Origin of the sequence: Mycolicibacillus koreensis (assembly GCF_002104795.1) — a bacterium.
GTDB classification, from domain to species: Bacteria; Actinomycetota; Actinomycetes; order Mycobacteriales; family Mycobacteriaceae; genus Mycobacterium; species Mycobacterium koreense.
Genome location: NZ_NCXO01000006.1, coordinates 100548 through 120781 on the forward strand (window position 1 = coordinate 100548; position 20234 = coordinate 120781).

Annotated in this window: 19 protein-coding genes; 10 read left to right on the plus strand and 9 right to left on the minus strand. The window is 68.3% G+C overall.

Annotated elements, in window-relative coordinates:
- Positions 1–3: 3 nt before the first annotated feature.
- Positions 4–912 carry a factor-independent urate hydroxylase gene (gene pucL, locus B8W67_RS04540; protein ID WP_085302435.1) on the plus strand — a complete coding sequence of 303 codons (909 nt, stop codon included), beginning with the start codon at positions 4–6 and terminating at the stop codon, positions 910–912.
- A gap of 6 nt (positions 913–918) precedes the next feature.
- Here the strand turns inward: pucL and B8W67_RS04545 are convergent, their stop codons facing one another.
- Positions 919–2526: an FAD-binding protein gene (locus B8W67_RS04545; RefSeq protein WP_109470014.1), complete on the minus strand. Its 1608-nt coding sequence runs from the start codon at positions 2524–2526 to the stop codon at positions 919–921.
- A 354-nt stretch (positions 2527–2880) separates the two neighbouring features.
- On the opposite strand from B8W67_RS04545, the gene B8W67_RS04550 reads away from it, so the two are divergent.
- From B8W67_RS04550 to B8W67_RS04560, 4 genes are all read left to right on the plus strand, one after another.
- The gene (locus tag B8W67_RS04550) at positions 2881–3675 is read left to right on the plus strand and encodes a lytic transglycosylase domain-containing protein (RefSeq protein WP_372507422.1); all 795 of its coding nucleotides are present in this window, start codon (positions 2881–2883) and stop codon (positions 3673–3675) included.
- An 83-nt stretch (positions 3676–3758) separates the two neighbouring features.
- Positions 3759–3968, plus strand: coding sequence for a hypothetical protein (locus B8W67_RS20480; protein ID WP_131814635.1), 210 nt, complete (start codon positions 3759–3761; stop codon positions 3966–3968).
- Positions 3969–4054: 86 nt separating this feature from the next.
- The gene (locus tag B8W67_RS04555; RefSeq protein WP_085302461.1) at positions 4055–5572 is read left to right on the plus strand and encodes a class I adenylate-forming enzyme family protein; all 1518 of its coding nucleotides are present in this window, start codon (positions 4055–4057) and stop codon (positions 5570–5572) included.
- 66 nt (positions 5573–5638) lie between these two features.
- Entirely contained in the window at positions 5639–6112 is a 474-nt protein-coding gene (locus B8W67_RS04560; RefSeq protein ID WP_069390901.1) for an SRPBCC family protein, read from the plus strand.
- 22 nt (positions 6113–6134) lie between these two features.
- Here the strand turns inward: B8W67_RS04560 and B8W67_RS04565 are convergent, their stop codons facing one another.
- Entirely contained in the window at positions 6135–6749 is a 615-nt protein-coding gene (locus B8W67_RS04565; protein WP_174254728.1) for an FKBP-type peptidyl-prolyl cis-trans isomerase, read from the minus strand.
- Between the two features lie 170 nt (positions 6750–6919).
- Between B8W67_RS04565 and B8W67_RS04570 the strand changes: the two genes are divergently transcribed.
- From B8W67_RS04570 to B8W67_RS04585, 4 genes are all read left to right on the plus strand, one after another.
- Positions 6920–7351 carry a cellulose-binding domain-containing protein gene (locus B8W67_RS04570; RefSeq protein WP_084228506.1) on the plus strand — a complete coding sequence of 144 codons (432 nt, stop codon included), beginning with the start codon at positions 6920–6922 and terminating at the stop codon, positions 7349–7351.
- Positions 7352–7644: 293 nt separating this feature from the next.
- On the plus strand, positions 7645–8253 hold the full coding sequence (locus tag B8W67_RS04575) for an LGFP repeat-containing protein (protein WP_085302439.1): 609 nt from the start codon (positions 7645–7647) through the stop codon (positions 8251–8253).
- A 144-nt stretch (positions 8254–8397) separates the two neighbouring features.
- Complete coding sequence (locus tag B8W67_RS04580; RefSeq protein ID WP_069390899.1) at positions 8398–8658, plus strand: type II toxin-antitoxin system Phd/YefM family antitoxin; 261 nt, start codon at positions 8398–8400, stop codon at positions 8656–8658.
- Complete coding sequence (locus B8W67_RS04585) at positions 8655–9053, plus strand: type II toxin-antitoxin system VapC family toxin (protein WP_174254727.1); 399 nt, start codon at positions 8655–8657, stop codon at positions 9051–9053. Before B8W67_RS04580 ends, B8W67_RS04585 begins: the two co-directional genes overlap by 4 nt.
- A 555-nt stretch (positions 9054–9608) precedes the next feature.
- On the opposite strand, the gene B8W67_RS04590 is transcribed toward B8W67_RS04585, so the two are convergent.
- The 3 genes from B8W67_RS04590 to B8W67_RS04600 form a co-directional block, all read right to left on the minus strand.
- Complete coding sequence (locus B8W67_RS04590) at positions 9609–10064, minus strand: DUF1942 domain-containing protein (protein ID WP_085302441.1); 456 nt, start codon at positions 10062–10064, stop codon at positions 9609–9611.
- A 111-nt stretch (positions 10065–10175) separates the two neighbouring features.
- Positions 10176–14156, minus strand: a complete 3981-nt coding sequence (gene hrpA / locus B8W67_RS04595) for an ATP-dependent RNA helicase HrpA (protein ID WP_085302443.1) — start codon at positions 14154–14156, stop codon at positions 10176–10178.
- Between the two features lie 68 nt (positions 14157–14224).
- Positions 14225–14614: an ArsR/SmtB family transcription factor gene (locus B8W67_RS04600; protein ID WP_069390896.1), complete on the minus strand. Its 390-nt coding sequence runs from the start codon at positions 14612–14614 to the stop codon at positions 14225–14227.
- A gap of 85 nt (positions 14615–14699) precedes the next feature.
- Between B8W67_RS04600 and arsM the strand changes: the two genes are divergently transcribed.
- Complete coding sequence (gene arsM, locus B8W67_RS04605; protein WP_069391019.1) at positions 14700–15482, plus strand: arsenite methyltransferase; 783 nt, start codon at positions 14700–14702, stop codon at positions 15480–15482.
- Here arsM and B8W67_RS04610 read toward each other — a convergent pair.
- The 4 genes from B8W67_RS04610 to B8W67_RS04625 form a co-directional block, all read right to left on the minus strand.
- A complete protein-coding gene (locus B8W67_RS04610) occupies positions 15479–16354 on the minus strand; it encodes a metal-dependent hydrolase (protein WP_069390895.1) in 876 nt (291 codons plus the stop codon). The two genes, arsM and B8W67_RS04610, sit on opposite strands and share 4 nt — an antisense overlap.
- Before the next feature lie 96 nt (positions 16355–16450).
- Entirely contained in the window at positions 16451–17977 is a 1527-nt protein-coding gene (locus B8W67_RS04615) for an ABC transporter permease (RefSeq protein WP_163797016.1), read from the minus strand.
- A gap of 32 nt (positions 17978–18009) precedes the next feature.
- Positions 18010–19047 (minus strand): extracellular solute-binding protein, encoded by a 1038-nt coding sequence (locus B8W67_RS04620; protein WP_069390894.1) that lies wholly within the window; start codon positions 19045–19047, stop codon positions 18010–18012.
- Between the two features lie 40 nt (positions 19048–19087).
- Positions 19088–20200 (minus strand): ABC transporter ATP-binding protein, encoded by a 1113-nt coding sequence (locus B8W67_RS04625; protein ID WP_084228486.1) that lies wholly within the window; start codon positions 20198–20200, stop codon positions 19088–19090.
- Between the last annotated feature and the right edge of the window lie 34 nt (positions 20201–20234).

Consider the following 20234-nt stretch of genomic DNA (forward strand, 5'->3'; position numbering starts at 1 on the left):
GTCATGGCCATCGTGCTCGGCCCCAATCAGTACGGCAAAGCCGAGATCCATCTGGTCCGGGTGGTCCGTGACACCGCCGTCCACGACATCCGCGACCTGACGGTGTCCACGGCACTGCGCGGCGACTTCCGCGAGGCCCACACCACCGGCGACCAGCACCAGGTTCTGCCCACCGACACCCAGAAGAACACGGTTTTCGCCCTCGCCAAAGAGCACGGGGTCGGCGCCATCGAAGAGTTCGCCCTGACCTTGGCCGACCATTTCATCGATGCCTGCACCGCCGCCAGCGGCGCTCGCATCGAGATCGTCGAACGGCCGTGGAACCGCATCCCGGTCGGCGGCGCCGGGCACGATCACGCGTTTTATCAAGGCGGCGGGGGATTGCGCAACACGGTCGTCAACGTCGACGGGACGGGATCACAACGCCGCGCCGCGGTGGTCTCCGGGATCCAGGATCTGGTGGTGCTCAAGACAACCGGGTCCGAATTCGCCGGCTTCCAGCGGGATCGCTACACCACCCTCGACGACGCCGACGATCGCGTCCTGGCAACCTCTCTCGTGGCGCGGTGGCGCTACGAGTCATCGCAGAGTCGCGATTGGGACGAGAGCTATACGGCGATCACGGCATTGCTGATGGAGCGGTTCGCCGAGGAACACAGTTTCGCCCTCCAGCAGACCCTCACCGCGATGGGAACGGCGGTGCTGCAGGAACGCTCGGAGGTTGCCGAGATCAAATTCTCCGCACCGAACAAGCACCACTTCGTCGTGGATCTGGCGCCGTTCGGGTTGACCAACCCCAACGAGGTGTTCTTCGCCGCGGACCGGCCGTACGGGCTGATCGAAGCGTCGGTGCTGCGCGAAGGTGCCTCCGATCCGGGGCGGGCCTGGCATGCGATCCCCGGTTTTTGCTGACCCAGCTCAGTGTTCGGCACCGGTATCGGCGGCGATGGCCGCCCCGGCCCGGCGCCCGGCGAACACGCAGTCGGCGATGGACAGGCCGCTGACGTAGGAGCCCGAACAGATTCCGACCGCGGTGCGCCCGGCGCTGTAGAGACCGGGTACCGGGTCACCGGCGGCGTTGAGCACCGCGCCGGTGTCTTCGTCGACGCGCACACCGCCGAGGGTGAGCATCGGGGTCGGGTACAGCAGGTTGGGCCTAACCGAGATGTTCATCAGTGTGAACGGTCCGCGGTCGATGCGCCGGCGGAACTCCGCGGGTTTGCCGACCGGATCCTCGGTGCCGGCGTCGATGGCGTCGTTGTGGGCCTGCACCGTCGCCGCCAGTCCGTCGGGGTCGATGCCGGCGGCGCGGGCCGCCTCGGCGAGAGTGGCCCCGCGGGCGGCTCCGTAGAACATCAGGGCCGCGGCCTGCGCACGCTGGAACCACAGCGTCTGGGTGAACAGCTGCCGTTTCGCCTCGGCCATCAGCGCGGCGTCGGCGAGCATCCATCCCTTGCCGCCGTGGTTGCGGACCATGGCGTTACCCAGGGCCGCACCGTAGCGGCTCTCGTCGATGATCCGTTGACCCGCGTCATCGACGACGATCGAGGAGATGAACGTGCTCGGCGGGGTGATGAACCGCCACACCGACACGTCGTCCATGTGGGCGGTGACCGCTCCGGCGCTCTCGGCCAGCGCGATCCCGCTGCCGTCGTCGCCGCTGGTGCCCAACGGCAGACCACCGGCGAACTGCGGTGCATAACGCTCACGCCACTCGGTGTTGGCGTAGAACCCACCGGCACAGACGATGACGCCACGACGCGCGACGATGCGCAGCGGCCGGGCGTAGCGGCGCTCCAAGGCGGCCAGCCGTGCGTCCATCACCCGGCGCAGCGGCGGATAGTAGACACCCGGCTTGACCGAGATCGCCGCCAGCCGGGCATACAGCCGCCGGATGGCTCGCGGGGCGAAGTTCATCGTCTGGGTCTGCACCCCGCTGACCCGACCGTCGGCGTCGCGCAGCAACTCGGTGACGGTGGTGTGTGGGCGGAACCGCACGCCGAGGCGGCGTGCCGACTCCGCCAGCGGCGCATACATTTTCTTGCCCGAGGTGCCCTTGCCCTTGAACCGGTGCCCGCGCGGCACCGGCGGGGTGGCCGATCGGAACGCGCCGGCGTTCTCGCTGCCCGAGTAGTACAGGTAATAGCGATTGGTGGGAAACGACGTCTTGTAGGGGCAGAGGCTGCCCTCGAACGGCACACCGTGGTGTTGCAGCCATTCAAGGGTCTGCGGGCTGCTGCGCACGAACCGCTCCAGGGTCTCCGGGCGCACCGCGTCGCCGACCTCCAGTCGCAAGTACGCGAGCATCTGCTCGACGCTGTCGTGTACACCGGCCTGCTGTTGGATCACGGTGCCGGCACCGGCGTAGTAGATGCCGCCGGAGATCGCGGTGGCACCGCCGCCGTTGCTGCGGTCCACCGCGATGACGTCGACACCGTGTTCGCGGGCGGTGATCGCCGCAGTGGTCCCGGCCGCGCCGAATCCGACGACGACGACGTCGGTGGTCTCGGTGATCTCAGCAGTCACGTGTTGTCCTTTTCGCTTCCGTGGTTGACAAAACCGGCCCGCCACGCGCTTTGGGCGGCACCACTGTAACAGCCCTTCGTCCGTGCGAATTCGGGTTGAGCAGCACAAAGACACCGTTGGGTCGCACCGATCCGGCCCGATCGGAACATGTTCACCGGCGCGCCGCAACGCGCCGGTCGCCCGGAACGCCCCAGCGCGGCAGCCGTGGGTCAAGATGATCACGACGTGATCACCCGGATCGTCGACATCTCGGCGGCCACCGGCAGGGAAGGAACCGCGGTGCACAACAACAGAGCCCGGGCGGCCTGCGGAATCCTCGCGTGGTTGCTGGTCGTGCTGAGCGCGACGGCCGCGATCGCGCCCGCGGCGGCGGACCCACCGGGGCAAACAGCCGACCCGGCGACGCTGGCCGCGGAGTTGGTCGCCGCCGAGCAGGCTCTGCGCAACCCCGGGACCGCACAGCCGACCCGGGTGGCCGCGGCTCGCCGTCAGCAGACGACCTACCGGACCCTGGGACGGCACTCCGACTGGGCGGCGGCAGTGCGCACCCGGATTCCCGCAGCGTTGATCGGGGTCTATGACCGCAACGTCGACGCGCGCCGCCACCTGACCGCACTCGGGGAGAGCGAGGTCAAAAACTCCCTGCCGGCCTGGCGGATCATCGCACCGGCACCGGCGAATGAACTTCTCGGCTATTACCGCGCCGCCGAGGCGGCAACCGGTGTCGCCTGGACCTATCTCGCGGCGATCAACCTGGTCGAGACCGGCTTCGGCCGCATCGACGGAGTGAGCGTCGCCGCCGCGCAGGGACCGATGCAATTCCTGCCGTCGACCTTTGCCGCCTACGGCAACGGCGGTGACATCCATGCTCCCCGCGACGCGATCATGGCCGCCGGCCGACTGTTGGCCGCCAACGGATTCGCCTCCGATCCCGACCGCGCGGTCTTCGCCTACAACCACTCCGACGACTACGTGCGTGCCGTGGGGGATTACGCGGCGGTGCTGGCGGCCGATCCCGCCGCGTTCACCGGCTACTACCTGTGGGACATCTACTACCGCACCACCGCCGGCGACGTGCTGTTGCCGATCGGCTATTCGGCCACCGAACGGATCCCCGTCGAGCAGTACCTGGCCAGCCATCCCCGCTGAGACCCGCCCGCCACCCAACTGTGGTCCAGCTCATAACTCTGATAAGCTATGAGCTGAATCACAGTCGAACGGAAGTGAGTCAGGTGAGCAGTCCAGCGAGGCAAGTCGGCGCACCATCACGATCCGGTGGGGCGCTGAGCCTGCGGCGGGCGATGTTGGCGCTGCTGTGCCTCGCCGTGCTGGTGGTGGCCACCGTCGGCATCGTCGCGACCGCCACCGCCGGGCAGTCCTCACTGGCCATCGCGATCGGATTGGTGGCCGGGGCGTTCTTTTTCGCCGCCGCTTTCTGCTGACCGCGCGCATCAATTGCCGTAACTGCCGGTAGGGCACTCGGTGCTGCCCTAACCTCAAAGGCGGAGGCGCGCCCATGATCGGTCGGATTACCGAAATCCCTCGGACCCACAACCCATTCGGACAGTCCGGGGTACACCGGGACAGCCATGGTGTCCTGCACTACGGCGAATTGCCCGACACCCTGATCGCGATGCTAAGAACCCATGCCGAGCACCGCCCCGACGCCGAGGCGGTGGTCGAGGTCGGTGGGGGGCGACTGACCTACGCAGCGCTGTGGCGACAGGCCACCCGGGTCGCCGGTGGGCTACGGGTTCTCGGTGTCGAACCCGGCGATCGGGTGGCGCTGCGCTACCCGGCCGGCATCGACTGGGTGGTGGGTTTCTGGGGCATCGTGCTCGCCGGGGCGATCGCCGTGGTCGTCAACACGCGGGGGACCGCCGCCGACGTGGAGTTCGTCCTCACCGACGCCGGAGTGAGCGTCGATATGGCGCCCGGGCAGCCGCTGCCCGACGACCGGGGGTTGGTTAGCGAATCGGCGTCGCCGACCGATGTGGCAGCGTTGTTCTACACCTCGGGGACCACCGGGCGCCCCAAGGGGGTCCCGACCACCCACGCGGCGTTCGTCACCAACACCGAGAACATGATTCGCTGCCTGGGACTCGCCCCTGAGGAACTCGCCGCGCTGCGCACGCTGATCTCGGTGCCGCTGTTTCACGTCACGGGATGCAATTCGCAATTGCTGGTCGCGGCCCGCACCGGGGGCACCGCTGTCATCTTGCCGGCGCTGGATCTGCCGACATTGATGAACACCCTTTCCGCTGAACAGATCTCGCTGTTGGTGACAGTGCCTGCCGTGTACGCGCTGCTGCTGCGCCACCCCCAGTTCGCCACCGCGGACTGCTCCACGGTCACCGGGGTTGCCTATGGCGGCGCGCCGATCGCCCCGGCGCTGGTGCGGGCGCTGCGGGCCGGGTTCCCGCAGGCGACCCTGATGAACGGCTACGGCATGACCGAGACCGCGTCGCTGCTGACGGTGTTGCCCGACGCCGACGCCGACGACCACGCCGATTCGGTGGGCTACGCGGTGCCGTCGGTCGACCTCGGAGTGCTGCCGATCGGCGAGGACCCACGGGTGGGGGAGTTGGTGGCGCGCGGCGCCAATGTCGCCGCCGAGTACTGGAATCGGCCCGCGGCGACCACGGAGACGATGGTCGACGGCTGGCTGCGCACCGGCGACATCGTCCGAATCGACGCCGCCGGGCGGGTGCATCTGATCGACCGCAGCAAGGACATCATCAACCGGGGCGGGGAGAACATTTCCAGCGTGGAGGTCGAGGCGGCGCTGTTGGGCGCACCGGGCGTCCTCGATGCCGCGGCACTGGCCGTTACCGACGAGGTGATGGGGGAGAAGGTCGGTGCAGTCCTGGTGCTCGACTCCGAGCAGGTCGACATCGACGCGGTCATCGCGCACTGCCGAGAACACCTGGCCGATTTCAAAGTCCCACAGTTCGTCAGCGTGATGAACGGGCCGCTGCCGCGCAACTCCGGCGGCAAACTGCTCAAGACCGAGTTGCGTGGCCAGGTGGACTGGACCGCGCTGTGAGGCCGGTTACGCTCGCAAGTGCGAAGCCCACCGCCGCGGGTGGGGCCGCGGAAAGGAGGACCAACCATGGCTGTCACCGCTGTTGACGCCGGGCCACGGCAGATCAGCCGCTCGGTTGAGGTTGCCGCGCCGGCGGGCGAGTTGTTCGCGATCGCCGCCGACCCCCGACGTCACCACGAACTCGATGGCTCCGGCACGGTTCGCGACAATGTGAGCGCACCGGCGGAATTGACTGTCGGTTCGAAGTTTTCGACGAAAATGAAGATGTACGGGGTGCCGTACCGGATCACCAGCACGGTGACCGCGCTGCAGCCCGACACCGTGGTGGAGTGGCGCCACCCCGAGGGGCATCGGTGGCGCTGGGAGTTCGAGGCGCTCACCCCGACGAGCACCCGGGTGACCGAGACGTTCGATTTCCGTGATGCGGGGGCGGTGAAGTTGGCGTTCTATCGGCTGACCCGCGCGATGAAGACCAATGCCGCCGGGATCGAAGCAAGCTTGACCAAATTGCGCGAGCGCTACGCGACACCGGCGCACTGACACGCCTGCCGCCGCCCGCCGGTCAGGCTGTCGCGTCGAGAACCTTGATCGCGAACACCAAGGTGTCGCCGGGCTCGATGCCCGCGCGCGGCTGGCCGTTGGGGTAGCCGTCGTCGGAGGTCATGGCGACCGCCACGGTCGATCCGACGTGTTGGCCGGCGATGGCTTTCTGGAAGCCGGGCACCACCTGGGTCAGCGCGAACTGTACCGGCTCGCCCCGCTGGTAGCTGCTGTCGAAGACGTTCCCGTCACGGCCATTGACGCCCATGTAGCAGACCGACACCGTCGCGGTGTCGGCGACTTCGGGACCATCGCCGGCGGTCAGGGTGTGCACCTGGGTCTCGGTGACGCTAAACGGCGCCTCGACGACCACGCTCGGTGCCGCGGTGTCGGTGGAGCCGGTGACCGCGACGCTCCCGGTCGCACCTGGCAGGGTCCACTCCGGTGCCACGCCGGCCTCAGGCGCGGCGGTGGGGCAAGTGGCGTCGTCGGCGGCGGTATTGGTCACCGCAGGGGCGTTGTTTGGTGCAGTGGCCGTATCCGTGGCGGTGTCGGACCCGCACGCGCTCAAGCTCAGCGTCAACGCGGTGAGGCCTGCGGCCGTGGTCAGGGCAGTGCGCACGGGGGAGAGGTTCACGGTTGTCACGCTACATGCTTGCGATCGCAGGCGAGGCGGGCGGTGTGATGCGGTCACCGTCGCCGTCGGTTGGCAGGAAGATCTCGTAATGGTTGCGGTTGAGCAAAGGTCGGGTAGCCAGCGGCGATGCGCAGATACCGACCGGCATGCGGGTCCTAACATTGGCGACCGTGGCCGTACTGGGTGATTTTGGGAGACGTTGGCGCACCGCGCTTTATGTCATCGTCATGGCATTCTTTCTTGCTGTTCCCGGAATGATCGTTGCCCCGACAGCCCGTGCGGCAGCGGCGGCTACAGCGACATTGTCGGTGACCTCGACATGGCAGACCGGTTTCATCGCGAGCTTCACCGTCACGAACATGAGCGCGGCGCCCCTGAGCGACTGGAAGTTGGAATTCGACATGCCGGTGGGGCAGTCCGTCTCACACGCCTGGAGCTCCAAGGTAACCCAGTCCGGAACGCATTTCGTGGTGACCCCCGTGAACTGGAATCGCATCATCGCACCCGGGGCGTCAGCCACCGGCGGTTTCAGGGGAGTGCTGTCGGGTTCCTACTCCCCGCCGTCGAATTGCATGCTCAACCGCCAGGTTTTGTGCAGCTAGGGACCCTGACGTGACGGCGCCGTCTCGACACACGGCGATCGAAACCGGGCGGCACGACTGAAATCGACGCCCATATGGACATACAGGTCCATATACGGGGGGTTGTGTCCGCTGAGGCGTCGATTTCAGTCATACAACCCAGTCGTGGCGGGGCAGTCGCTCGAGGCAGGCCACGGTGACCGCCTGCGCCACACGCGTGCTTCGGTTATAGTCCCGGCCAGAAGGGGGTTCACCCGCAATGCGGCCCCAACAGTCATGAACCCAACCGTCATGAACCCATCGAAAGGACAGCCGTGATAACGATGCCCAACCGCCACGCTGCAGTCGTTGGTTTGGTCACCATCGCGCTGATCGCTGTGGGTTGCAGCAAAGACGAGAATGCCGACGCGTCTGCGCCGCCTGGTGTCGAGGTGACCGCCGTCTCCACGTCGGATACCACCGTCCCGGGCCCCGAGGTGACGCTCATGGGCGAGAGGGATGTCGAGGTGACCCTGACCGGTCCGATTGCTGCGAAGTACTCGTCGGCGACCGAGGATCAGCGGGAGACCCTGGGCAAGCCACTCACCGGTGACCGCAATGCGGGAACGCGGGACAGCGGCGTGGTTTTCCAGCAATTTCAGGGCGGGGTGATCACCGCCAAGAATGACGAGGCCGACACTCCCGCGTACATCACCCTGGGCAAGATCCGCGATGCCTGGAACGTCCCGCGCGCCGCGGACGGCACACCCGAGGTCATGGGCGACAACGGGTCGGCGGGTCCGCTGGGCTTACCCATCAGCGACGCCAGCACCGTTGACGGCCTGCTCGTTTCGGACTTCGAGCACGGCCGTATCCAGTACGACCCGACCACCGACCAGGTCGAGGTGACGGTCAATGGCACGGTCGTGCCCTCCGGGCTGTAACCCGAAGCGGGGGCAATACAACGGCAGCGAACTGGTAACCCTGCGTATTCGATTCCTGCATATTCTTTGACCCACCTGAGTGGGCCGAGGGCGGGCGTGAGAACCCCGAAGGGCAACATGCTACGATTGTGCTACATTCGTAGCATGTCTGAAATTGCTTCCCGAGAGCTGCGCAACGACACCGCAGGGCTGCTGCGGCGCGTCCAGGCGGGGGAGGAAATCACCGTCACCGTCAGCGGTAAGGCGGTCGCACGCCTGACGGCCCTACAGCCTGCCCGGCGCAGATTGCTGAGTCGGGAGGAATTGCTACGACGGCTTGAGCGTGCACAGGCGGACCCAGCGTTGCGTGCGGAACTCGCCGAACTGGCGGGCGACACCACCGATGACCTCGGGTCGCCTTCGTGACCTCCATTGGCCTGCTCGATACGTCCGTGTTCATCGCACAGGAGAGCGGTCGCCGACTCGACGCATCCGGAGTGCCGGACGAGGTTGCGACGACCGTGATCACCGTGGCCGAACTCAACCTCGGCGTCCTTGCGGCTGCGTCGGCAGATGTGCGCGCGCAACGACTGGCAACGCTCGACGCGATTGCCGACATACTTGTGTTTCCGGTCGACGAAGATGCAGCACGCATGTGGGCGCGCCTTCGCATGCACTTGGCGGAGACCGGTCAGCGAGTACGAATCAACGACCTCTGGATCGCGGCAATTGCCGCTTCCCGCGACCTACCAGTGGTCACGCAAGACGAGGATTTCCATCCCCTCGATGGAGTCGCCGGCCTGACTGTTCTGCGAGTTTAGGTCGCGAGGGGACCCTCCTGATCGCCTCCACCGCATTGGACACATTGAAACATGCTGCACACCAACACAATATGCAGCGTTAACTTGACATAATGTAGCTTATCGGCGTTTGCCTGACATCGGCGGTCAGGGGCGCCCGCGACGCCCATCGCTTGGGCCTCCAGTCCGATCCGGTACCAGTTGATAGGAATCCGCGAACACATGACGGTGATCGGATTCGGCCCCGTTGTCCGCGACCGCCCGATTGGCTGCCGGACCGGGTTGCCGGACCGGTTTGCGGTTGGGTCGTCCGCATTCACCAGATGGTTCCGGACAAATCCTTCCCGTCGGCACTCCCCGGCCCACCGCCTGGCCCTGGCCAAAACGTCACAGTGACGTAATTGTCGCGGCCGGCGGCGGCGAACTCGGTGCCGCCCTCACCGCCGTCGAGGCCTACGACCACCGGTTGGTCGAGGGCTGCCACATACCGGAACCCGGTGTCCCACCCCGGGGCGCGCCCCGGGGACTCCCGGGCACTCGGCGCGGACGAACACCGCGGATTGCGATGTCCCGGCGTCAGCCCTTCCAGATCGCCTTCTCGACACCGGCGGCGTCGCGGTACACCACACTGTCAGGTGCAGCACCGTCACGCACGTCGAAGTAGAGCCGGCCGCTTGTCTCGGCGCCCTGGGCGACCGGGGTGTTGGGAAGTCCGTCGACCTCGTTGCCCTTCATCACCCAGTAGGTTTCGCTGTCGCCGGCGCGCGCGTTGAAGTTGGCGATCACCGGAGTCACCGTGCCCTGCACGCCCTTGGCGGTCACCTCGGAGTACCAGATGCCGTCGTTGTGCCCGCTGGGCTGCAGTTTGGCGACGGTGTAGTCGATGATGCCGCCGTTGTCGGTGATCTCGGCCGACTGGCCGAACGGCACTGTCTCGGGGGCCGCCACCGCCGGGGTCGCCGCCAGGATTCCTGCTGTCGCGGCGCCGGCGACGGCGGCCACCGTCTTGGTGGCGATTGCGGAGATATTCACGTCAGTCTCCCTTCGCATCGGGGTCAAAAGGTCAGCCGTGTTCACGGCTCGATGCAGGAGGAGGTAGCCATCCTCGCGACTTTCAAACCTGCCCGCGGCAAGGCGGTGTGATCACCGCGCCTTCACGGCGTCGATGGCCCGGTAGATCCGCTGGGGGCTGACCGGGCGCGGGGTGCCGAGTTGCTGTGCCCACAGGCTCACCCGCAGCTCCTCGATCTGACGGGCGATGTCGAGCACCTCCGCGGAGGTGCGCCGGTGCGGCGCCACGTCGGCCAGCAGCGCATCGTAGGCGTCTTCCACCGCGTGGACCTGGTCCATGCGTTCGGCGTCGCGGCTGAGCTGGTGCGGCAGCTGATCGAGGCGCCGGGCGATCGCGTAGAGATAGCGGGTGAGGTCGCCGAGGTGTGCATAGCCGGTGTCGGCGACGAACCCGGGAGCCAGCAGCCGGTCCAGCTGTGCCCGGACATCGTCGATCGCGTCCTGCTGGGCGGCCGACGGTTCGGCGGGCAGACGCAACTGCGCCTCCCGGGCGGCGGCCAGCACGGCCTCGACCCGACCGACGATCTGGGCGGTCGTGTCCACCAGCGACCCCGACACCGCTGCGCGCAGCGCGGCAAAGTCCTCGGCGGTCCAGACCGGCTCACCCATCAGGTGAGCGACCGCGGCGTCGGCGCAGTCAGCGATCAACGCCGGCAGCGACCCGTCGGGGTTCGCCGCCAGCGCCAGACGCGCCTGTGGGCCCAGCGTGCGCTCCACGGCTTTGACCGGCGAGGCGATGCTGCACCGCAGCAACCGCAGCGTGCCGGTGGGCATGGCCGCCTGCTGGTCGGCCTCGGTGGCCAACACGCGCAGCGCCACGGTCTCCCCTTCGTCGACCAACGCCGGGTAGCCACGCACACTGCGCCCGCCGACATCTTCTTCGACGGTCCGTGGCAGAACGTCCAGATCAGCGGGCCAGTCGCGCAGGCCGATCCGCTCCAGGTCTCCGGCGACGGTCTCGGCGACGGCGTCACGCGCCGGGGCCGCCAACCGCTGCTGCAGATCGTCGAGATCGCCGCCGCGGGCGATCTCAGCACCGTCAGCGGCCTCCACCACGAACGTCACCTGCAGGTGGGACGGCAGTTTGGTCACGTCGAACGCATCGAGGGGAACCATCACTCCGGTGCGTCGGTGCAGGGCCCGCTGCACCGATTCCAGCAAGCCGCCCTGGTCGGGGTCGATCTCGGCGAGCACCGCGCGAGCGGTGTCTGGGGCGGGTACGAAATTGCGCCGCAACGCCTTCGGCAGTCCGCGGATCAGTGCGGTGATCAACTCCTCCCGCAGCGCCGGAACCTGCCAGCTGAAATCCGCACCGCCGAGGCGGGCGAGCACGTCGATCGGTACGTGCACGCTGACCCCGTCATCGGCGGCCTCTGGTTCGAACCGATAGCTCAACGGCAGCGTGACCCCGCCGGCCTGCCAGGAGTCCGGGCGCCCGGCGGTGACATCGTTGTCGCTGTCGTCGCGGCGCAGCAGCTCCTCGCGGGTAAACGTCAACAGATCCGGGGTGCGACGTCGCTGCTTTTTCCACCAATTGTCGAAGTGCCGTGCGGACACCACCTCAGCGGGAATGCGTGCGTCGTAAAGCGCGTAGACCTCATCGTCGTCGGCGAGAAGGTCGCGGCGACGGGCCCGTTCTTCCAGCTCGGTGAGTTCGGTTCGCAGCCGCGCGTTGTCTGCGAAAAACCGGTGCCCGGTGCGCCACTCCCCCTCCACGAGGGCGTGTCGGATGAACAGTTCGCGGGCCACCACGGGGTCGACGGTGCCGTAGCCGACACGGCGGCGGGCCACCAGCGGCAGGCCGTAGAGCGTCACCTTCTCGTAGGCGAGGACCTGCCCGCGGTCGGCGTCCCAGTGCGGCTCACTGTAGCTGCGTTGCACCAGCTCGCCGGCGACGCGTTCCACGGCGTCGGGCTGGATGCGTGCCGCGGTGCGCCCGTAGAGGCGGCTGGTCTCGACCAGCTCGGCCACCATCACCCACCGCGGCGGCCGTTTGGCCAACACCGATCCCGGGGCGAGGAGAAACCGGGAGTTCCGTGCGCCCAGGTAGTCTCGCCCGTCGACGTGGCGCATGCCGACATGCGACAACAATCCGGCCAGCAGCGCGGCGTGGATACGTGCCCGGTCGGCGGGCTTGCCGAGATCCACATCGGATTTCGCCGAGCGGTCACGCAGATTCATATCGGCGGCGATACTGCGTAGCTGGCCCACCAGATCCTGCCATTCACGGATTCGCAGATAGTGCAGGAACTCCTCGCGACACATTTTCCGGAATGCATTGCCGCTCAGTGTTTTACGTTGCTTTGTGAGATAGTTCCACAGGTTGAGGTAGGCGAGGAAATCGGATTCCTCGTCGGCGAACCGGGCGTGTTGGGCGCGCGCCGCCTCCTGCTGGTCTGTGGGGCGTTCCCGCGGATCGGGAATGCTCAGCGCCGCCACCAGCACCAGTACCTCCCGCAGGCAGCCCTCGGCCTCGGCCGCCACGATCATCCGCCCCAGCCGCGGATCGACGGGCAGCCGCGCGAGTTGCCGTCCCACCGCGGTGATCTTCCCGTCGGGCCGGAAGGCACCGAGTTCCACCAGCAACTGGATCCCGTCCCGGACGGCGCGGCGGTCCGGCGGATCGAGGAACGGGAAGTTCTCGATGTCGCCGAGTTGCAGTGCCGCCATCTGCAGCAGAACCGCGGCGAGGTTGGTGCGCAACACCTCCGGATCGGTGTAGCGCGGCCGGGCGTCGAAATCGGCTTCGGAGTACAGCCGGATGCACACCCCGGCAGCGGTGCGCCCCGAACGGCCGGCGCGCTGCGCCGCTGACGCCTGCGAGATGGGTTCGATCGGCAGGCGTTGCACCTTCAGTCGACGGCTGTAGCGCGAGATGCGGGCATTGCCCGGGTCGATGACATACCGGATTCCCGGCACCGTCAGCGAGGTCTCAGCCACGTTGGTCGCCAGCACGACCCGCCGCGTCAGCCGCGACGCCGCGCTGGGCGCGAAGACCTTCTGTTGCTCGGCGGTGGGCAGTCGGGCATACAGCGGAAGCACTTCGAACTGCTGGGCGCCGCGTGCCCGGCCGCGCAACGCCTCTGCGGTGTCGCGGATCTCGCGCTCGCCGGAGAGGAACACCAGGATGTCGCCCGCAGGCTCGGCGGCGAGTTCGTCCACCGCATCGAGGATCGCTTCGATCTCGTCGCGGGTGCGGGTTCGGGTGATGTCCTGGTCGGGGTCGTCGGGGTCTTCCTGCGCCACCGGGTCGGGTCGCGACACCGCGCCCGGTCCGGTGACGGGGACCTCCAGGGGGCGGTAGCGGATCTCCACCGGGTAGGTGCGCCCGGACACCTCGACGACCGGTGCGTCGGAGAAATGGGCGGCGAAACGTCCCGGTTCGATGGTGGCGGAGGTGATGATCACCTTCAGCTCGGGGCGCCGCGGCAACAGCCCGTGCAGGTAGCCGAGGAGGAAATCGACGTTGAGGCTGCGCTCGTGGGCCTCGTCGATGATCAGGGTGTCGTAGCGCAGCAGGCGGCGGTCGCGTTGGATCTCGGCGAGCAGGATGCCGTCGGTCATCAACCGGACCAGGCTGCGTTCGCTGGCCCGGTCGGTGAATCGCACGGTGTAGCCGACGACCTCCCCGAGTGGGCTGGCCAGTTCGTCGGCCAGACGCTGAGCGACCGTGCGCGCGGCGAGCCGCCGCGGCTGGGTGTGGCCGATGGTGCCGCGGATGCCGCGGCCGAGTTCCAGACAGATTTTCGGCAGCTGGGTGGTCTTGCCGGACCCGGTCTCCCCCGCGACCACGACGACCTGGTTCGCGTCGATGGCCTCGGCGATCTCGCGCCGCCGCGCGCTGACCGGCAGGTCCGGGTAGGTGATCGCCGGCAGCGCGGCGCGGCGCGCTGCGATGAGCCGCTCGGCGGCGTCGAAGCGCTCAGCCAGGGCGCGCAGCTGCTCCGGCGGTGCCCCGCGCAGTTTCTTCAGCCGGCGTCCGAGATAACCCGCGTCGCGCAGGCTCACGGCGTCGAGTCGACGGCGCAACGCTTCGATGGATGGTTCGGCCACTGCGTGAAGGGTAACGGCTCACCGCATCTGGGCCGACCGGCTGCCGGCAGCCGCCCCGGGTTTCACGGTCAACACTCGCTGCGGTGCCCCCGCCCGGCACCGCGGGTAAACGACCGGGCCAACGCCTCCAGGGCGCCCGGCACCACCCGGTAGTACGCCCAGCGCCCGCGTTGGGTGCGCTCCAGCAGTCCGGCTTCGACCAGGATTTTCAGGTGATGGGAGACGGTCGGCTGGGACAGTCCCACCGGCGCGGTCAGGTCGCAGACGCACGCCTCAGCGTCCTGATGGCCGGCGATCAACGACACCAGGCGCAGCCGTGTCGGCTCCGCGAGCGCCTTGAGCAACTCGGCCAGCCGTTCGGCGGCGGCGGCATCCAACACGGCGTCGGTGATCGGTTGGCAACATGCCTGCAGATCACGCTCGGCTGTGGTGCTCGCCGTCGGCACGGAGGACGTCATGGACCCACCGTAGCGCATATATTGACATCAATCGATGCGAAGTGCATGCTGGTCACATAGACGACTATCGATGGAAGGGATGCCGATGAGTGACCGCGACGCCGACGACCTCCGCAACGAGGTGCGAAGCCGCTACGGCGAAGCCGCCAGCACGCTGAGTGCCGGTGTCACCAACAGCGAGGTGCTGACCGCGGCGAGTTGCTGCGGCTCCAGCGATGCGGTCGATGTGGGCACGATCTTCGGCGCCGGTCTCTACGCCGACGGCGACCATGCCGACCTGCCGCTGGAGGCCGTCACCGCCAGTCTGGGCTGCGGCAACCCCACCGCCGTGGCCGAGTTGCGCCCCGGCGAACGGGTCCTGGATCTGGGCTCGGGGGGCGGTCTCGACGTGCTGCTGTCGGCACGGCGCGTCGGCCCGACCGGCTTCGCTTACGGCGTCGACATGACCGACGAGATGCTGGCGCTGGCCGAGTCCAACAAGGCCGACGCCGGGGTCACCAACGTCGAATTCCGCAAGGGCACCATCGAAGACATTCCCCTGCCCGACGGCGCGGTGGATGTGGTGATCTCCAACTGTGTGATCAACCTGTCGGCGGATAAACCGGCCGTCCTCGCCGAGATGTTCCGGGTGCTCGTCGCCGGCGGGCGCATCGGCATCTCCGATGTCGTCGCCGAAGACCACCTCTCCCCCGCCGATCGCGCCGAACGGGGCAGCTACGTGGGTTGCATCGCCGGGGCGCTGTCTCGCCAGGAGTACCTCGAGGGGTTGGCCCGCGTCGGCTTCACCGATGCCTCGGTCACGTTCACCCATGAGGTCGCCGAGGGCATGCACGGGGCGATCATCCAGGCGAACAAGCCGGCCGGTTAGCCTCCGGGCGCCTCGGCGTACATCGGGCTGCCGCTGGCGTCGAGCAACTCCTGAGACCAGTGCTCCAACGTGGCGGTGCTGTCCCAGTCATTGGGGTGAAAGCCGGGCCGGGTGTAGGAAGCATAGCGGCGCAACGCGTCCCGGCTGAACAACGGTGATTTGCGGAACTTGTTGAGACTGCGCACAAGGCGCACCGGGTTGTAGGTGGCCCGGTCCCCCAGCAGCGACAGTGTGGTCTGGGCGATCATCTCCGCGACGAACAGCGTGGTCGCCAGGCGCATGGCGCGGACACGGCTGCGCTCGCTGCCGCCGATCGCGACGTAGACGTCGAAGGCGACGGCTTTGTGTTCGGCCTCCTCAAAGGCGTGCCACAACAGGATGTCGCGCACCTTGGAGCCGTCGAGCAGGCTCAACAGTTCGTCGCTGTTGAGCACGATCTCGGCGAAGGTGGCGGTGTAGTGCTCCAACGCCGCGGTTCCGGCCAACGCCATTTCGGTGGAGAAGATCCGCTCCATCCGGTGCAGCAGGCGGTTGACGTGCCGGTCGATCCGCTCGGTCGGATACCCCATGGCCTGCAACCGTTCGTTGAGCATCCGGTGCTGGGTCTTGTGCGTGGATTCCTGGCCGATGAAACCCTTGACCGCCTTCTGTAGCTGCGGGTCGGTGATCTGGTCGCTGTAGTTGCGCACCGACCGGATGAAGAAATCCTCCCCCTCGGGGAACACCGACGAGAGCACCGCGACGAAGTGGCTCATCACCAGGTCGTCATCGACGAAGTGTTGGTGGCGGGCTCCGCTGGGAAAGGTGAACTTGACGCGTCGGGCCTTGATCGGCGGGTGCGGACCGGACCCAGACGATGGCGTGATGGTCATCGGTCTCTCCTGTCTTGTCGGGGCGGTGTCGGGCGCCCGACACCCGTGTCACCGAGCCTACCCGCGTCGTCGATCAACGAGTTTGACCTGCGGTTTTCATCGGTCGGCGCGGAGCGTCGAGCGGGCCAGCAACGCTGCGGGGACCGCCCCGATCCCCAACAGCACCGCGCCGTAGGGGGCCGCGGCGGTGAAGTCGAGCACCTCGCCCTCAGTGGTCGCCCACAACGCCGTCGCCAACGAATGGGCGCCGGTGGGCCGCAGCAGCAACGTGGTGGTCAACTCCTTACCGGCGTCCAGCGCGACCAGCAGCGCGCCCACCCCGATGGCCGGCAACGCCAACGGCACGGTGATTCGGGTGAACGTCCGCACCGGCCCTTTGCCCAGAGACCGGGACAGCTCCTCGAATTGCGGTGCAGCTTGGGCGATCCCGACCTGTTGGGCGCCGATCGCCAACGGCAGAAACAAGATCACGTACCCGGCCACCAGCAGCGCGCTGGTCTGATACAGCGGGTAGGCGAAGCGCACCGCCAGATAGACCAACGCCAGGGCCATGATCACCCCGGGAAGGGAGTGGGCGATCCAGGTGGCCCGTTCGATCAACAGCGTCAGCCGGCCCGGGTAGCGCACGACGAGCACAGTGACCGGCAGGGCACAGCCGGTGGCCACCAGCGCCGCCGCCCCGGCCCACTGCGCGGTGTGGGTGGTCGCAGCCGCCAGTGCCGTCCAGTCCATCCGCCCGCCGGCTCCGCCGAGCCGACGCAGCAGACCGGTCGCCGTCACCCACAGCGGGATCGCCAACGCCGCCAACGTCACCGCGGCACTGAGCGCGACGAACAGCGGTGTTGCCCGGCCCAACGTCCACCGCAACGGGGGGCGGGCCGCCCCGCGACCGCTGCGCACCGGGGTTGGCCGCCCCCGCAGCAGCCGGTCGAACAGGAGCAGCAGGATCGCCCCGCCGGCGAGGACCACCGCCAGCGCCCGCGCCGACTCCGGCATGCCCAAAACGGTTGCCCGCTGAACGATGGCGGTGGTCAGTGTGGAGTAGTTGAGCATCTCCACGGCGCCGAATTCGGCCAACACGTGCAGCCCGATGATGAGCACTCCCGTGCCGATCGCCGGCCGCAGCTGCGGCAGGGTGATCCGGACGAACACCGCGACCGGTCCGTGCCCGAGGGCGCGTGCGGCCTCCTCCTGGGCGGGGTCGAGCCGGCGCAGGGCGGTCAGCACCGGCAGGAAGACGTAGGGGAACAGTGTCAGCGTCAACACCGCCGCCGCGCCGCGCAGCCCGAAGATCAGCGGCGACGCGGGCAGGTACTCGTAGAAGAACGCCAGCCATGCGTAGGAGCCGACGAACGTCGGCACTCCCAGCGGCAGGGTGAACAGCACCGTCCACAACCGCGGCAGCGGCAACGTGGTGCGCGCGATGAGCACCGCCAACCCGATCCCCAGCGTGGCCGTGCCCGCGCAGACGGCACCCAACAGCCACACCGTGTTCCACAACAGCGGCACCGTGGTCGGTGCAGCCAGTTGGGAGCGCAACAGCGCGACGCTGAACCCGGCCCGCAACAGCAGATACGCCGCCGGCGCGAGCGCGGCCGCGGCGATGAGCAGCCCCGGCACCACCAGGGCTCGCGGGGCTCGGCGCGTCGAGACGCTCAGATGATCCCGCTCTGCATCAGCAGCGCGTTCGCGTCGTCGACGTTCTGCAGCGACGACTGGTCGAAGTCGGGGAACGTCAGGTCCGCGAGGCTGGGCAGCGGGTAGTCGCTGTCGACCCCCGGGGTGAGCGGGAACTGCGGGCTGGCCTCGGCGACGACCCGCTGGCCGCCGTCGCGGTCGGCCAGCCAGGACAGAAACCGCCGTGCCTGCTTCTGGTGTTGACTCGACGCCAACACCCCGGCACCCGAGGCGAGCATCAACGCCCCGGCGTCGTCGTTGTTGAGGTAGGCCACCCGGGAGGTCAGGTTCTGCTGCCCGCCCTTGTCGCGCGCCAGGATGTACCAGTAGTAGTGGTTGCTCAGCCCGAAGGCGTGCTGACCCGCTTCGACGCTGTCGCGGACCTTGCCGTTCTTCTGTTCGTTGACCCCGTTGGCCTTGATCGCCGCCAGCCACTCCAGCGTGGCCTGGTCGCCGATGGTGTTGATCAGGTAGGCGGTGGTGGATTTGAACGCACCGGATGGGGCATAGGCGAACTGCCCGCTCCATTTCGAATCGGCCAGGTCCAAGATGCTGGCCGGCAGGTCGGATTCTGCGATCAGGTCGGGGTTGTAGAACAGGACCCTGGAGCGGGCCGCCCACGGCAACCAGTTCCCGGTCGACGGGACGAATCGGTGATCCGGCACCTCGAGAATCTCGGCGGGCACCGCGGCGAGCAGTCCACGGCTGTCCAGCTCCCCGATCGGTCCGGGTTCCTCGGTCAACACCACGTCGGCCTTGGAGCGCTGCCCCTCTTCGATGATCTGTCCGACCATCTCGGCGTCCTTGCCGGCCCGCACATCAATGTGGATGCCGGTCTGTTTCTCGAACCCGGCCGCCAATGCCTCGGCGAGTTCTTCGTGCTGACCGGAGTACATCGTCAACGTCCCGGCATCGCCGCCGGAGCCCGCGCCTCCGGGGCCGCTCGAGCAGGCGCCCAAGCCGGCCCCGACCACGACCGCCGCGACCAGCGCCGCCAGTTTCTTCGCTGTGCTCACCGCAGGTTTCCTCCGCTCTCGGCTCCCGTTGCTCCCCGCATCATGCCGACATCGGCGGGGTGATCTCCAATTCCGGTACCGCCCGCACCCGAACCCGCTCGCCGACGACGGGCATGGCCCGTCCGTCCAGACGCACCAGCAGTCGGGTGCCGTCGGCCAGGGCCACCCGAACCAATCCGTCGCGGCCGAAGAAACTCGCGGTGAGCACCGTGCCCGGCGCACCGCGGCCGGCCAGCATCAACTGCTCGGGCCGCAGCACCAGCCGCGCCGACGTTCCCTCCGGCCCCTCCCCGACCGGGCTGCCCACCGGTGGGTGGATCGCGGATGCCGCGACCCGCAGTGCGCCCAGCGGGCAGTCGACGTCGACCCGGCCGGCCTCGCTGCTGGGTCGCCACCGCACATTCAGTTCCATCGAGTCACCGAGGAACGCCGCCGTCTCCGGGTCGGCCGGTTGGGCGTAGACGCCGGCCGGGGTGCCCGCTTGGACGACGGTGCCGTCGCGCATGATCGCGACCTGGTCGGCGAGCGAGAGCGCCTCGTCCTGGTCGTGGGTGACCAGTACCGCGGTGGCGCCGATGGAGCGCAGCAGATCGCGCACCTCTTCACGCAGCCCCACCCGCAGCGCCGCGTCGAGCGCGGAGAACGGTTCGTCGAGCAACAGCACCGCCGGGCCGGGAGCGAGCGCGCGGGCCAGCGCCACCCGTTGCTGTTGGCCCCCGGAGAGTTCGTCAGGGCGGCGGTCCCCCAGGTCGGGCAGGCCCACCAACTCGAGCATCTCCTGCACGCGAGCGCGGCGCCGCCGACGGCCGTCGACGTCGAAGCCGGCCCCGACCGGGACCCCGTAGGCGATGTTGGCGGCCACCGTCATGTGGGGAAACAACGCCCCCTCCTGGGCGACGACACCGACGCTGCGCCGCTCGGGCCGGATGAACGCGCCGGGCCCAGCGACTCGGCGACCGCCGATCCACACCTCACCGGTGTCGGGGCGGTCGAAGCCGGCCAGGATCCGCAGCAGGGTGGTCTTGCCGCACCCCGACGGGCCCAGCACCGCGGTGAGACTGCCGTCGGCGACGTCGAGGTCGACCCCGCGCAGCGCGTGCACGGCATCCGACCGGGAGGAGAACACCCGGGTCACCCCACGCGCCCGCAGCATTAGGTTAGCCTACCTAATCCTGCACGGGGCGGGG